The sequence below is a fragment of the Yeosuana sp. genome, assembly GCF_057126245.1.
The window spans coordinates 1-15,130 of the sequence record NZ_DBNGMQ010000088.1 but is presented as its reverse complement, the minus strand read 5'-3'; the positions used below and the strand labels follow the sequence as shown (position 1 = coordinate 15,130).

Below are 15,130 nucleotides of genomic sequence, written 5' to 3'. Positions count from 1 at the left end.
TCAGGACTTTATTTATAATTCTGTATTTTTGATAGATACTGAAAATTAATATTATGAAAAAGAGCTTGTTAGGTGTCGTTGTTGCTTTTTTGTTTTTAAGTGCAAATGGTGCGTTTTCTCAAACAATGCTTAAAGAAATATCTTTAGAGCAGCAGATTAATAAGTCAACTTTAGTAATCGAAGGAAAGGTAGTTTCTAAAAGATCTTTTTGGCAAAACAGTTTAATTTATACTGCCAATACAGTAGAAGTTTATAAAGTTTTTAAGGGAGAACCTATAGCCACTATTGAAGTTATTACGCAAGGTGGAGTTATTGGTTCTAAAAATCAATTAGTTTTTCCAAGCTTAAAATTGAATAAAGGAGATATTGGTGTTTTTACACTTTTTGATAATGATACATCTCTTTCTACGTTTTCAAAAAGCATAACAAAACAATTTAAAGTATACAGTTCGTTACAAGGGTTTTATAAGTACAATTTAAAATCAGATATAGTTGTAAATCCTTTTAGTAAAAGCAAAGGTGTTACTTCAGTTTTTTATAATAAAATTACCGGATTTACGAAATCCAAATATATAGAAATATCTGTTGTTGATGTTAATTTATTACAGTTAAAATCATCTCAAAATAATAAAGCGTTAGCTCCGAGTATATCCAATTTCACACCAACAACCGTTACTGCCGGAACAAAAATGGTTCTTAGAATAAATGGGTCAGGTTTTGGGTTGACTCAAGGTAAAGTTGGTTTTAAAAATGCAGACGATGGAGGTTCCACTTTTATTGAAGCGCTAGATTCTCAAGTTTTGTCTTGGGAAGATGATTTAATTACAGTTGAAGTGCCGGCAGAAGCGGGAACAGGTGCAATTCAGGTAACAGATGCCTCGCTAAGCAGTATTGAGTCAAGTACAGATTTAACTGTTACATTTTCTCAGATTAATGCTATAGCTTCAATAGATTTAGGTTCAGGTCCTGTTGATTATGCCTATCCTTCAAGACTTTTGGATAGCGATGGGAGTGGAGGTTATGAATGGCATATGGAAACAAATTTTAATTCAAATAATCAAGCAAAATCTTCTTTTTTACAAGCATTAGATACCTGGCGTTGTGAAACAGGTGTGAATTGGACCATTGGAGCAGTTACTTCTACAGATGTAGTTGCTGATGATGGGGTTAATGTGATAAGATTTGATATTGGAAATGAATTACCTGATGGAGTTCTGGGGCAGTGTACTTATTATCTTGATGGATGTGGTTCTACCTTGGCTAATTATAGTGTTTTTACTTATGAATTAGATATTGTTTTTGATGATGCTGAAAATTGGTATTACGGTTCAAGCTTACCTGGTTTTCCTCAATATGATTTTCAAAGCGTAGCACTTCATGAGCTCGGTCATGGTCATCAATTAGGTCATGTTATTGATGTTTCTAGTCATACAGACAATAGTGGAGATATTATGTATTATGCTATTTCAAATAGTGAACAACAGCGTGTTTTGCACCCGGATAATATAACAGCAGGTAATTATATTCAATCTATAAATGAATCAAGTGTACCAAGTTGTTATTCAGGAACATCAGCAATGACAGCATATGTATGTAATTTAAGTGTTGATGATGTTGCTTTTAGCGATGCCATCAAGCTTTATCCAAACCCTTCTAAAGGAGAATTTTATATAAGTAATGAATTGCAGATTAATCTAACAAAGGCTGTTGTTTATGATTTAAGTGGAAGAATGATATCAGAATTTGATATTTCAGGTGCTTCAAGAACAAATACAATTAATTTAATAGGGGTCTCTAAAGGTATTTATCTTTTAAACATTCATTCTGATAATGCTTTTGTAACCAAAAAAATTATTTTAGAGTAGTATATATATGTAGAATATTTAAAAAAATGGCACTTAAAAGTGCCATTTTTGTTAACAATTTTAAACTTCTTTAAAATCATTCTAAATAAATATTTAAGTGTCTTAGTTTTTGTTAATAATGTTCTTGAAGTGTATTTTTGTGTGTATATAAATAACTTCAAAAAAATGAGCGGATTTTTTAAATCTTCGATTGGAAGGAAGGTTGCCATGGCACTTTCAGCCTTCTTCTTAATGTTTTTCTTAATAATACATGTGTCGGTAAACCTTCTTTCTGTATTTAGCGAGTCTCTTTTTAATGAGATGTCCCATTTTATGGGAACTAATCTTCTGGTGCAATTTGCATTACAACCCGTTTTAATTTTTGGTGTAGTGTTTCATTTTGTATTAGGATTTATTTTAGAAATTAAAAACAAAAAAGCAGTAGGAGTTTCCTATGCAAAAAATCATGGTGCTGCAAATTCAACATGGATGAGCAGAAACATGATTTATAGCGGACTCGTTGTACTTGCTTTTTTAGGCTTACATTTTTATGATTTCTGGATCCACGAGATTACTGTGAAATATGTAGGAGGCGATATGACTGGACTTATAGATCCAGCAAATTTAGATTCCGGATTTCGTTATTACGAAGAATTATCTGAGAAATTTCACGATCACCTAAGAACCATTTTCTATATTATTTCCTTTATTCTTTTAGGACTACATTTGGCTCACGGATTTACATCTGCTTTTCAGTCTATGGGAGTAACGGCTGGGAGAAAGAAAACATTACAAACTATTGGTAAAGCTTACTCAATTATCATTCCTTTAGGGTTTATAGTTGTTGCACTTTATCATCACCTTAAATACCTATTATCATAGATATGGCAACGTTAAATTCAAAAGTACCAGAAGGTCCACTTAAAGATAAATGGACAACATATAAAGATAAAATTAACCTTGTTAATCCAGCGAACAAACGTCTTATTGATGTGATTATCGTTGGTACAGGTTTAGCAGGTGGTTCGGCTGCTGCAACTTTAGCAGAGCTAGGATATAATGTGAAATCATTTTGTTTTCAAGATTCACCCAGACGCGCGCATTCTATTGCAGCTCAAGGAGGAATCAATGCCGCTAAAAATTATATGGGTGATGGGGATTCAACATATAGATTATTTTATGATACCGTAAAAGGTGGTGATTATCGTTCACGTGAGGCAAATGTTTATCGTTTGGCTGAGGTCTCAACAAACATCATCGATCAATGTGTCGCACAGGGTGTTCCTTTTGCTCGTGACTATGGCGGATTATTAGATAACCGTTCATTTGGAGGGGTGTTAGTTTCTAGAACATTTTATGCTAAAGGACAAACAGGTCAGCAATTATTATTGGGTGCTTATTCTGCCATGAATCGTCAAATAGGTCGTGGCAAAATAAAAATGTACAATCGACATGAAATGCTCGATGTTGTTATTGTTGATGGTAAAGCAAGAGGAATAATAGCACGTAATTTAGTGACTGGTGAGATTGAGCGTCATTCAGCACATGCCGTAGTTTTGGCAACTGGAGGTTATGGTAATGCGTTTTATTTATCAACCTATGCAATGGGTAGTAATGTAACAGCTGCGTGGAAAGCACACAAAAGAGGTGCCTTTTTTGCAAATCCTTGTTTTACACAAATTCATCCAACATGTATTCCAGTTTCTGGTGATCATCAGTCTAAATTAACATTGATGTCTGAGTCTTTAAGAAATGATGGTCGTATTTGGGTGCCTAAGAATATGGAAGATGTGCTGGCGATTAGAGAAGGTAAATTAAAACCAACTGATATAGCGGAAGAAAATCGTGATTATTATTTAGAACGTCGTTATCCAGCATTTGGGAATCTAGTGCCTAGAGACGTGGCTTCAAGAGCCGCAAAAGAACGTTGTGATGCTGGTTATGGAGTAAACAAAACAGGAGAAGCTGTTTATTTAGATTTCTCTGCAGCAATAGAACGATATGGAAAAGAGCAAGCCCATGTTAAGGGACTTGATGAAAATGATAAAGGACTACTTGAAAAATTAGGGAAGGAAATAATTAAGGCTAAATATGGAAACTTATTCCAGATGTACGAAAAAATCGTGGATCAGAATCCGTATGAAACACCCATGATGATTTTTCCAGCCGTTCATTACACTATGGGTGGAATTTGGGTGGATTATAATTTAATGACGACGGTACCTGGATTATACGCGATAGGAGAAGCTAATTTCTCAGATCATGGTGCAAATAGATTAGGTGCTTCAGCCCTAATGCAAGGATTAGCTGACGGCTATTTTGTATTGCCTTATACGATTGGAGATTATTTAGCGGATGATATTCGTACGGGACCAATTCCAACGGATTCTAAGGAGTTTGAAGAAGCAGAAAAAGAAGTGACGTCGAACTTAGATAAATTAATCAACAATAACGGTAAATATTCGGTTGATCACTTCCACAAAAAATTAGGAAAAATTATGTGGAATAAATGTGGAATGGGAAGAAATGCAAAAGACTTAAAAGAGGCTATTTCTGAAATAGCTGAATTAAGAGCTGAATTTTGGAAAGATGTAAAAATTCCTGGAAATGCAAATGAATATAATGAAGAGCTTGCGAAGGCTGGACGTGTTGCGGACTTTTTAGAATTAGGAGAATTATTTGCAAAAGATGCATTACATAGAGAAGAGTCGGCTGGTGGACATTTCAGAGAGGAGTATCAAACACCTGAGGGTGAAGCAATGCGACGGAAAGAATTCCAATTTGTATCTGCTTGGGAATATAAAGGAGAACCTAAGGACGCTGTTTTACATAAGGAGGAATTAGAGTACGAAAATATTGAAGTAAAAGAAAGAAGTTATAAATAACAGATTGGTTATGAAATTAACACTAAAAATATGGCGTCAAAAAAGCGCAAACGATAAAGGCAAACTAGTTGATTATAAGGTCGATGATGTTTCGCCAGACATGTCTTTTCTTGAAATGCTTGATGTATTAAATCAAGACCTGATAGATAAAGATGAAGAACCTATAGCATTTGATCATGATTGCCGTGAAGGTATTTGTGGGATGTGCTCTATGTATATAAACGGACGCGCTCACGGACCAGATACAAGCATTACGGTTTGTCAACTACATATGCGTAGTTTTAAAGACGGCGATACGATTTATATTGAGCCGTGGCGTGCTAAAGCTTTTCCTGTAATTAAAGATTTAATTGTAGATAGAAGCGCTTTTGACCGGATACAACAGGCAGGTGGTTTTATATCGGTTAACACTTCTGGAAATACACAGGATGCTAATGGCACCTTAATTTCTAAATATGCAGCTGATACGGCTATGGATGCTGCTACCTGTATTGGATGTGGCGCATGCGTAGCAACCTGTAAAAACTCATCAGCGATGTTATTTGTAGGAGCCAAGGTATCACAATATGCATTATTACCCCAAGGTCAAATAGAAGCTGCCGATCGTGTTAAAAACATGGTGTCTCAAATGGATTTAGAAGGTTTTGGTAACTGTACCAATACAGGAGCTTGCGAAGTTGAATGTCCTAAAGGTATTTCTTTAGAGACTATTGCTCGCATGAACAGAGAATTAATGAAAGCTAATATTTAACAAACACCTATCTAAACAAAAAATGAATCCTATGTAATTACATGGGATTTTTTATTTAGCTTTGCCCTCCAATTTTTTAAGAAGCCTAGATGTACCTTAGAACCATTTTTTTTACCATACTCGTTAGTTTTACTTTCAGTTTTAACTACGGACAAACCAGTAATTCTTACAGTTATAATGATTCAATTTTAGAGCAATTTTTTAATGAAGAATCATTATTAAGGCATATCAAAATATTATCTTCTGACACCTTTGAGGGAAGACGTACAGGAACAAGAGGAGGCATAAAGGCTGGGAACTATATTATCAACGAATTTAATAATTTTAATGTTTTACCTTTTGTTGAAAATTATACGCAAGCATTCAATTTTTTTAAAAGTGGAAAGAGTTATAATGGAACAAATATTTTGGGCCTTATAAAAGGTACTGAAACACCTAATAAGTATATAGTTATTAGTGCACATTATGATCATGAAGGTATTAAGAATGGTCAAATATATAATGGCGCAGATGATGATGCCTCTGGGGTAAGTGCTTTGTTTAGTTTTGCTGAATATTTTATAATAAATCCACCAAAACACTCCGTGATATTAGCAGCTTTTGATGCCGAAGAATTAGGACTTAATGGGTCAAAATATTTTGTAAATCATCCTAAAGTTTCTTTACAATCTATCATAGTTAATTTAAATATGGATATGATAAGTCGTAGTGATAACAATGAATTGTTTGTTGTTGGAACACGATATAATAAGACCCTTAAATATCTTATATCAAATTTTAAGCAATCTGAAAATGTAAAATTAATTGCTGGTCATGATGGCGATGACAAATTAGAAAACTGGACGTATTCATCTGATCATGGGTCATTTCATAAAAAGGAGATTCCTTTTTTATATTTTGGAGTTGCCGATCATGAAGATTATCATACACCAAATGATGATTTTGAAAAAATTCATGCTAACTTTTATATTGAATCTGTAAAGAATATCATCACAGTTTTTCAACAAATTGACGAAATTACTTTTTAGAAATAGGCTTTTAACTGAACAGTTCCCGTGTGTATTGTCTTGCTTGTTTCGGTCTTTCTTCCAAAATAGCTTAGGTTTAAATCTAAAAATTTAGTTAGTTTTTTTTGAGCTAATAAACTCCAAGTAAAGTTTTTTCCTGGTTGCAATCCTTCAAGAATTTGATAAGCTACAGGCGAATTAGGGTTTCCAAAAAAATCATTTGAGAAATAATTAAGTTCACCATTAATAGCGCCATTTTGACTTTTAGAAAAGGTGAATGATATGCCATATTTTTGTTGTTTCAAAGATTCTAAATTTCCAGTAGTATTTGAAGTTGAAGCATATTGATAAAATACATCAAACCTACTATTATCATCAAATAAATAAGACAATTTGGGGTTGTAGCGTTGTTTATTGAAATTATAATTTTTACTTGAATAATTTTCACTAACACTTTCATTGGTGTCAAAGGCAGTGAGCCATTCGATTAACCAAGATTCTTCAATTTTATGGTTAAAATTTATTTGATGACTTTTTAAGTTGTTTTTAATAAATCCAACAGATAAAATATTTTGAGATTTGTTTGATAAAAAGGTGTAAGACGTTGTATAATGTTGTTTGCCTCTATTAAAAAATAAGACGTTTCTTAGGTTTAATTGTAATCCAAGTTGATTGTCTACATCGGTTTTAAAAGGGTTGATATTAAAATTGTTACCATCTCTTCTTATCTTTCGGTCAATTAAATAACTGGTTTGATTGTAAAAATGAGACCATAATTTCTGAGTTTTACTTTGACTTACAGACCATTGAGCAGGATTGACGGTTAAGGTTTGACTCAGCCTGTTTTGATGCGTTTTTATAAATACCCTATTTGGTAATAAGACTCTTATATATTTTCCTTGATCCTGAAACTGTGCAATTTCAAATTCCTCAAGTTCTTGAATGCCATTTTCATTATAGTCTATCCAAGTAAAGGTTCCTTGTCCGGGTTCAACTTCAACATAAGTAAAATCTTGTTGTGCTAAGGCGCCTGAATTGGTTTCAAAAACAGTATTCCATTGAATGATTTGTTTAAAAAGTTTTTGGTTGTATTGTAATCTGGAGTTAATTGATTGTTCGTCGTCTATATTCTGATCAACATTGTCAAGGGTTCTGTAGTTAACATACAAAGACAAATTGGTGTGCTTGTTTTGAACAAGTTTAGCGTCTAAATAAAAGGTGTTAGAACTGTTTACTTTTTGAAGCTCATTATTTCTAATACTATCGTTAACCCTATTTTTATAGCCTATTTCGGCAAAAACATTGGTGCTGTCTCCAATACCATAAAACACTTCATACGATTTAAATTTCTGACTTAATGGTGTAAGGGTTGCGGTAATTTTATCTTTTTGCTCATTATCTTCAATAGCTATTTTAGTCCCTATCCAATTTTTATTCATGCCAAATGTAAACGTATTATATGACCTTAAAAATGAGGAGGTGTTTATGTTTGATGACGCTTTAAGAAAACTGGAATACGATTGAATATTAAATCTGTTTAATACTAAATTGAAGTTTGCAACATGTCTGTTTCCGCTAAATTTTTCCGAGTACCCTAAATGCTCAAATTGATAGGTAGCCATTCCTTTTTTAGGATGAAGTAATTCTACGCCTGATGTAAAAAACTGTTGGTTACCAAGTGGATTTTCAATGTTCCAATCTCTTGCAAATTCGGCTTTATATAAGCGTTCAATAGTTTTAAAATTCTTTTGAATATAGTCTATGTCGGCAAACGTATTTAAACTCCAAAGACTATCATTTTTAATGAGATATTGCGCTATTTTTAGTTTGCTAGCAAATCCATCATTGTTTTCATCATCAATATTTGAAAATAAATTGAGATCGTTTTTACTTCCTGATAGTTCAAAATTAATATTGGTTTTTTCTGAAGGTTGATAGCTTCCATTAAGTACCGCCATTTGAAGTTTTGTAGGAGCAATTAGTTGTGTAATAGGTGCGTAATTTCCTTGTGGAATTCCTGCTATGGGTTCAATATATGCGTAAATATTGCTTATTGCATTCACATTACTTAAAATATAATTGCCTTGATTCGCGCCTACTAAACTGAATGTAACGCGATACAAATCATCATCTGGGTTATTAGAAAACACAAACGCCTCAAAACCATTGATGAGTTCTTTTCTATATAAAATGCGGTTGTCACTATAGGTTTCAGAAATCTCAGAAGGCGATACCATTAAAGACGTATCGTCACCAGCATTTGATAAGATAAGCGTTTGTTCTTGAGACAAATTTTGCTGCAAAGGTTGATTTTTAGCATCATTTTCGGAATATACCGAAACGCCAATATTTAGTTTTTCACTTTTGAATTCACCACCACCATAGGCAACTAATCGAGAGAAATTACGTTCGCTGTATTGATAATCTACAATAATACGCATTTCTGAAGTAATAGGAAATGTGGAGTTAAAAATAATTTCACCGGCATTATAATCTATAATATAATCTTCGTCTTCACCGCGTTTTAAAGCGATGCCATTAACGTAAACCGTTTCACTTCCAGAAACAATAAGAACGTATAGTTCTCCATTTTGACCTTGAAGTTTATAAGGCCCTTGATTCCCTTCTTGAGCCGTAAATTGACTACGAGTAAATTGCCCTCTTACTAAAGCACCGGCAGCAAATAGATCAGTTTCCGCATCCTCTTCATCCAGATTCACATTCAACATTAATCCTTGAACGCGTTTTGAAAAGTTGGCAAAATAAGAATTGGTCTTAATTAAATCTATATCACCAGCACGCACATTCCATGTGTCACTAAACAACTCAATAAAAACCTGATCAAATTCATCTAAACGTTGTGAGTAGCCGCTCTCTTGTAGTGGGATATTAGCATCTTGAATAGAGGCTCTTAGGGATATCTTATCATTTAATTTACCTGTAATTTGTAAATCTAATTCACTATTTAAAACGGAGTTTTGATTGTTGCCAATCGTAACACCACGGGATATGCTTCCCGAAGTTGTTAAGCCATCAAAAGGCACAAAATTTGATTCCTTATTGCTTTGTGTTAGTTTATAAAGGGTTTGAATATTCTTGTTGTTTTCAACAATAATCTTCTCATCTAATTGTTGGTACGTTTTGGTTAAAAAATCTGGAAATTTAAGATAATTTACTATAATAGAGTCAGTTTCAATGGAAGTGTTAAATCTTAAAATCGCTTTCGGAAAATCAACACTGTAATTTGATTCATCTACATATAAACCATCTTTTGTTTTAACCGAAAAGAAATTAGGATTAATACTAAGGCTATCAATAACAATAGTATCATTTACAGCAACTTTTTTTGTTCTATAGTTAGAATTCTGGTTTTGAGACACAGCACAAAATCCGATCAAAAGGAAAAAAAGTATAGGTGTAAACTTCATCTGATACTTAAACTAAAAATCGTTTAAAATATTTTGTTAATAGTTTTCGTTAAATGTGCCATAAAATAATAGTGTAAAAGTAACGCATTATTTATTTTAGCTAAAATTAACTCACTTTTTGTAAAAAGTGACTTATCCCGGCCAAAGGCAGGATCTCACAATAATTTATTACGAATAATGAAGATTATATCATATAACGTTAATGGCATTAGAGCCGCCATAAATAAAGGGTTTTTAGATTGGCTAAAAAGTGCTAATCCAGATGTTATTTGCCTGCAAGAAATAAAGGCCTTAAAAGAGCAACTAGATTTAGATCTTTTTGTTGAAGCAGGTTACAAATACAACTATTGGTTTAGTGCTCAAAAAAAAGGATATAGTGGTGTTGCTATTTTAAGTAAAATTGAACCAAATCATATTGAATATGGCACAGGAATTGAATCAATGGATTTTGAAGGACGAAACCTAAGAGCCGATTTTCCTGCCCGTTCTGCAGGCGGGCATGGTGTTTCGGTAATGAGTTTGTACTTGCCTTCTGGGACTAATGATGCGCGTTTAGATCATAAATTTGAATATATGGATATGTTTCAAGACTATATCTATAGGCTTAAAAAAGACATTCCTAATTTAATCATTTGTGGCGATTATAACATATGTCATGAAGAAATAGATATTCATAACCCAAAAGGATTGAGCAAAGTATCTGGTTTTTTACCAGTGGAACGCGAATGGATTGGAGGTTTTATAGATAGCGGATTTATTGATTCCTTCAGATATTTAAATAAGGAACCTAACAATTATACGTGGTGGAGTTATCGTGCTAATTCGAGAACTAATAATAAAGGTTGGCGCTTAGATTATGCTATGGTGGCAAAACCTTTGCAAGAAAATATCAAAAGAGCCGTTATATTGTCAGATGCTGTTCATAGTGATCATTGTCCCATTTTAGTAGAAATAGAAAATTAAAACCTTAATAGAATTAAAAGATGATAAAACAAATTTCAATATCGGTATTAACTTTATTCTTTTTAGTGTCATGCGTATCGCCAAAAGTGTATAAAGAATTAGAGGGGAAATATAATAATTTAAAGAAAGAAAACAGAAAGCTTTCAGATGAAAACGATATGCTTTTAAGTGCTAAAACCTTAGCCCAAAATGAATTAAAACAACTTCAATCTGCTTATGATGAAGCCATTGTAGAACGTGATAGACTGCAAAGTGATTATAATGCTACAAAAGCCAATTATGATGCGTTAAAGGCATCATATGATGCTTTAGAAAAAAATAGTTCGGCAGCCATTGCAGCAAATTCTAAAAAAAATCGAGAATTATTAGCGCAGTTAGAAGCAAAAGAACAAGCCTTAGCAGTTGAAAATCAGCGATTAGAAAAACTCAAAAGAGAATTAGAAGACAGATCAAACCGTGTGGCAGAATTAGAAAAGGTGATAGCCGATAAAGATGCTGCTATGACCGCTTTAAAAGATGCTATATCAAGAGCGTTAACAGATTTTGAAGGCAAAGGATTAACCGTAGAGCAACGTAATGGAAAAGTATATGTGTCTATGGAAAACAAACTGTTATTTAATTCTGGAAGTTGGGCTGTAGGAACCGAAGGGAAAAGAGCGGTGTACCAATTAGGAACAGTGTTAGGACAGAATCCAGAAATTGCGGTACTTATTGAAGGACATACAGATAATGTACCTTATCAAGGCAATAGTCAATTAAGTGGTAACTGGGATTTATCAACCAAACGCGCTACAGCTATTGTTAATATATTAAGAGAAAATGTAAATATTAACCCTGAAAACTTAACAGCTGCAGGAAGAGGAGAATATGCGCCTGTTGCTACCAATGATACTCCTGAAGGTAGAGCTAAAAACAGACGAATAGAAGTGATTTTAACTCCTAAGTTAGATGAGTTATCAAAGTTATTAAACGAAAATTAAGACATTATTATTAACAAAGTTTTAAACCTTTCAGATTCTATTTCTCTGAAAGGTTTTTTTATATTTACAATTCTTCTAAAAATCTAATGAATCTAATTGTTGAATAATCTAATTTATGAAGTATACAACATTACCAAATAGTGATATAAAAGTTAGTAAAATATGCCTTGGAACAATGACTTGGGGCAATCAAAATACTGAAGCCGAAGGCCATGAACAGATGGATTATGCCATTGAAAAAGGGGTTAATTTTTTTGATACTGCTGAAATGTATCCTGTTCCGGCGAGTCCTGAAACACAGGGGAGAACAAGTAAAATTATTGGCACCTGGTTTAAAAAAACCGGGAATAGAGATAAGGTAATATTAGCGAGTAAAATTATTGGTCGTTCTAGTGATTATTCAGCACATATTAGGACAACAGGTCTTACTAAGGAATCAATTAAAGACGCTGTAGATAAAGAATTGCAACGGTTACAAACTGATTATATTGATCTGTATCAAATTCATTGGCCAGAGCGCTTAAGCAATACCTTTGGTATTAGAGACTATAAGCATAACCCAAGTGATGAATGGAAAGATAATTTTAATGACGTATTGTATGCGCTGGACCAACAAATTAAAGCAGGTAAAATTCGGAATATCGGCATGTCCAACGAAAAGGCTTGGGGAGCTATGAGGTATATTGAAGAGTCAAGAGCTCATGATTTACCTAGAATGAGTACCATTCAAAATGCCTATTCTTTATTAAATAGAGTTTTTGAAGGTGATATGGCTGAAGTTTCCATGCGAGAAAATATGGGCTTGTTAGCATATTCTCCCATGGCATTTGGTGTACTTTCTGGTAAATATATTAATGGGAAAGCAGGTGATGATTCCAGGTTAAAATTATATCCTAGGTTTGCCAGATACAGCAGTGAGCAATCTACAAAGGCCACTAAACATTATTTAAAAATTGCAGAAGACAATAATATGAGCTTGGCGCAAATGTCTTTATCATTTATAAATCAGCAACCCTTTGTAACCAGTAATATTATTGGCGCCTCAAAATTGGTGCAACTTAAAGAAAATATAGATAGCATAAACATTAGGTTAAGTGATGAGGTATTATCTCAAATAAATGCGGTTCATGCAGTGATTCCTAATCCAGCACCATAATCCAAATAATTACGAGGAGTATTCTACGAAGTAATCCCCAAACGTAAAAACAGATTACCACAGTTAATTAGAAATTTTTTTCGCAAAGACGTATTAAAACAAAAAAGCCTAACTTTTTAAAAAGTTAGGCTTTTTTTAATTATTTAATTTGTTTACCATTTTTATCAAAAAAATGATATTCTAAATATGTGTAAGCATCTCTTGGTAAAACTTTAACCCATTTTTTGTGTTCAAAAAACCATTTTGAACGCGTTGATGGAAAACCTTTTGTTAAAAAGGCTGCTATAAAAGGATGTGTGTTTAAAGTCAGCTTTTTATAGTCTTTTTTTAATAGTTGTTCTAGGTCGTGATTTATTTTTTGCACGATTCCTATTGGTGCTTCAACCTCAGAGTCATTCATTATTTCATCAGGATTTTCTTCCTTAGTTTTAATGTTCATTTCTGGGCGAACGCGTTGTCTTGTAATTTGTATCAAACCAAATTTACTTGGTGGCAATATTTTGTGTTTAGCTCTATCATCGCTCATTTCATCGCGAAGGTGGTTAAACAGTTGTTGCCTGTGTTCAGCACTTTTCATATCAATAAAATCTACTACGATGATGCCGCCCATATCACGTAATCGTAATTGGCGAGCCATTTCGGCAGCAGCTATTAAATTAACTTCTAATGCTGTATCCTCTTGGTTATTGGCTTTGTTAGACCGGTTTCCGCTATTTACGTCTATAACGTGAAGGGCTTCGGTGTGTTCTATAATTAGATACGCACCTTTTGACATAGAAACGGTTTTACCAAAGGAGGTTTTAATTTGTCTTTCAATACCGAATTTTTCAAAAATCGGAACGTTAGACTGATACAATTTAACTATTGATTCTTTGTTTGGTGCAATTTCTTGCACGTAATCTTTAATTTGAATGTAAAGCGCTTCATCATCTACATGAATACTTGTAAAGGTGTCATTGAATATATCTCGTAAAATTGACGAGGCTTTATTCATTTCTCCTAATACTTTACTGGGATGATGTGCTTTGTGTAGCTTTTTACACATTGCCGTCCAACGACTAAGCAAATTTTGTAAATCTCTATCTAGCTCTGCTACTTTTTTGCCTTGTGCTACAGTGCGTACAATAATGCCAAACCCCGGTGGCGTAATGCTTTTTACCAATCGTTTTAGTCGGTCTTTTTCTTCTTTGTCTTCTATTTTTTGAGAAATAGAAATACGGTTAGAAAAAGGAACTAAAACAATATATCTACCAGCTATGGACAACTCAGAACTAATTCTGGGACCTTTAGTTGATATAGGCTCTTTTACTATTTGTACTAATAGCGATTGATTTGATTTTAAGACATTGGCAATTTTGCCGTCTTTATCAATATCTTTTTCAAATGGGAAATTTTTTAACGAAAAATCTCTTAGTTTACCTGTGCTTACACTTTTTGTGAATTTTAAAAGCGATGGAAGTTTTGGGCCTAAATCATGATAGTGCAAGAATGCATCTTTATCATAACCCACATTTACAAATGCAGCATTTAAACCTGGAACAGCTTTTCGTATTTTGGCTATAAACACATCACCAACTGAAAATTTGTTACCTCCTTCGTCTTTCTGTAATTCAACAAGTTTTCCATCTTTTAATAAGGCAAAATCAACTGCTTCGGAACTAGATCTAATGATCAATTCTTTATCCATTTAGTTAATTTTAATTCCATTACGCCATAGCGCAACAGATGGATTATACATTATTTATCTACCAATTAATTTTTAATTGGCAGAGTCACAGGATTTTTTAAATCCGTGGAGTTCAAAAAGCACTTAAAAAGTGTGAAATTTTGATGAACTCATTTCAAAGAACGTTTTGTTTTTAAAACCAAAAAAAGCAGCTAATCTAACTACTTTTTTGATCTATTTTTTCTTTTTGTGACGGTTAGCGCGTCTACGTTTCTTACGTTTGTGCGTCGCTACCTTATGTCTTTTACGTTTTTTACCACTTGGCATAAATAGTATCTTTTAAATTAATAATTCGTTTAATGCTTTATTTAACGTCTACATTTGTTTTAACGCCTTCAACAAAAACTTTTGCTGGCTTAAATGCAGGGATATTATGAGATGGTATTTTAA

Annotated in this window: 10 protein-coding genes and 1 pseudogene; 8 read left to right on the top strand and 3 right to left on the bottom strand. The window is 33.3% G+C overall.

Annotated features, from left to right (window positions below):
• Positions 1-53: 53 nt before the first annotated feature.
• From AC15TD_RS11930 to AC15TD_RS11910, 5 genes are all read left to right on the top strand, one after another.
• Complete coding sequence (locus AC15TD_RS11930) at positions 54-1,865, top strand: T9SS type A sorting domain-containing protein (protein WP_484452378.1); 1,812 nt, start codon at positions 54-56, stop codon at positions 1,863-1,865.
• Positions 1,866-2,030: 165 nt separating this feature from the next.
• Complete coding sequence (locus tag AC15TD_RS11925; RefSeq protein WP_484452377.1) at positions 2,031-2,726, top strand: succinate dehydrogenase cytochrome b subunit; 696 nt, start codon at positions 2,031-2,033, stop codon at positions 2,724-2,726.
• A gap of 2 nt (positions 2,727-2,728) precedes the next feature.
• Positions 2,729-4,729 carry a fumarate reductase/succinate dehydrogenase flavoprotein subunit gene (locus tag AC15TD_RS11920; RefSeq protein WP_484452376.1) on the top strand — a complete coding sequence of 667 codons (2,001 nt, stop codon included), beginning with the start codon at positions 2,729-2,731 and terminating at the stop codon, positions 4,727-4,729.
• Between the two features lie 10 nt (positions 4,730-4,739).
• A complete protein-coding gene (locus AC15TD_RS11915; protein WP_484452375.1) occupies positions 4,740-5,480 on the top strand; it encodes a succinate dehydrogenase/fumarate reductase iron-sulfur subunit in 741 nt (246 codons plus the stop codon).
• Between the two features lie 89 nt (positions 5,481-5,569).
• Positions 5,570-6,508 (top strand): M28 family peptidase, encoded by a 939-nt coding sequence (locus tag AC15TD_RS11910; protein WP_484452374.1) that lies wholly within the window; start codon positions 5,570-5,572, stop codon positions 6,506-6,508.
• On the opposite strand, the gene AC15TD_RS11905 is transcribed toward AC15TD_RS11910, so the two are convergent.
• Positions 6,505-9,915: a hypothetical protein gene (locus tag AC15TD_RS11905; protein ID WP_484452373.1), complete on the bottom strand. Its 3,411-nt coding sequence runs from the start codon at positions 9,913-9,915 to the stop codon at positions 6,505-6,507. The two genes, AC15TD_RS11910 and AC15TD_RS11905, sit on opposite strands and share 4 nt — an antisense overlap.
• Before the next feature lie 177 nt (positions 9,916-10,092).
• Between AC15TD_RS11905 and AC15TD_RS11900 the strand changes: the two genes are divergently transcribed.
• From AC15TD_RS11900 to AC15TD_RS11890, 3 genes are all read left to right on the top strand, one after another.
• Complete coding sequence (locus AC15TD_RS11900; RefSeq protein ID WP_484452372.1) at positions 10,093-10,878, top strand: exodeoxyribonuclease III; 786 nt, start codon at positions 10,093-10,095, stop codon at positions 10,876-10,878.
• Between the two features lie 20 nt (positions 10,879-10,898).
• Positions 10,899-11,858 carry an OmpA family protein gene (locus AC15TD_RS11895; protein ID WP_484452371.1) on the top strand — a complete coding sequence of 320 codons (960 nt, stop codon included), beginning with the start codon at positions 10,899-10,901 and terminating at the stop codon, positions 11,856-11,858.
• Positions 11,859-11,973: 115 nt separating this feature from the next.
• A complete protein-coding gene (locus AC15TD_RS11890) occupies positions 11,974-13,014 on the top strand; it encodes an NADP(H)-dependent aldo-keto reductase (RefSeq protein ID WP_484452370.1) in 1,041 nt (346 codons plus the stop codon).
• 139 nt (positions 13,015-13,153) lie between these two features.
• Here AC15TD_RS11890 and AC15TD_RS11885 read toward each other — a convergent pair whose 3' ends face one another.
• Positions 13,154-14,701 carry an Rne/Rng family ribonuclease gene (locus AC15TD_RS11885; RefSeq protein WP_484452369.1) on the bottom strand — a complete coding sequence of 516 codons (1,548 nt, stop codon included), beginning with the start codon at positions 14,699-14,701 and terminating at the stop codon, positions 13,154-13,156.
• A gap of 343 nt (positions 14,702-15,044) precedes the next feature.
• Positions 15,045-15,130: pseudogene (locus AC15TD_RS11880) on the bottom strand (HU family DNA-binding protein); the annotation flags it as partial.

Excerpts from the sequence above, each read along its gene's own strand:
- AC15TD_RS11920 (WP_484452376.1), top strand. The coding sequence starts at position 2,729 with ATGGCAACGTTAAATTCAAAAGTACCAGAAGGTCCACTTAAAGATAAA.
- AC15TD_RS11930 (WP_484452378.1), top strand. The coding sequence starts at position 54 with ATGAAAAAGAGCTTGTTAGGTGTCGTTGTTGCTTTTTTGTTTTTAAGT.
- AC15TD_RS11925 (WP_484452377.1), top strand. The coding sequence starts at position 2,031 with ATGAGCGGATTTTTTAAATCTTCGATTGGAAGGAAGGTTGCCATGGCA.
- AC15TD_RS11895 (WP_484452371.1), top strand. The coding sequence starts at position 10,899 with ATGATAAAACAAATTTCAATATCGGTATTAACTTTATTCTTTTTAGTG.
- AC15TD_RS11890 (WP_484452370.1), top strand. The coding sequence starts at position 11,974 with ATGAAGTATACAACATTACCAAATAGTGATATAAAAGTTAGTAAAATA.
- AC15TD_RS11885 (WP_484452369.1), bottom strand. The coding sequence starts at position 14,701 with ATGGATAAAGAATTGATCATTAGATCTAGTTCCGAAGCAGTTGATTTT.
- AC15TD_RS11905 (WP_484452373.1), bottom strand. The coding sequence starts at position 9,915 with ATGAAGTTTACACCTATACTTTTTTTCCTTTTGATCGGATTTTGTGCT.
- AC15TD_RS11900 (WP_484452372.1), top strand. The coding sequence starts at position 10,093 with ATGAAGATTATATCATATAACGTTAATGGCATTAGAGCCGCCATAAAT.
- AC15TD_RS11910 (WP_484452374.1), top strand. The coding sequence starts at position 5,570 with ATGTACCTTAGAACCATTTTTTTTACCATACTCGTTAGTTTTACTTTC.
- AC15TD_RS11915 (WP_484452375.1), top strand. The coding sequence starts at position 4,740 with ATGAAATTAACACTAAAAATATGGCGTCAAAAAAGCGCAAACGATAAA.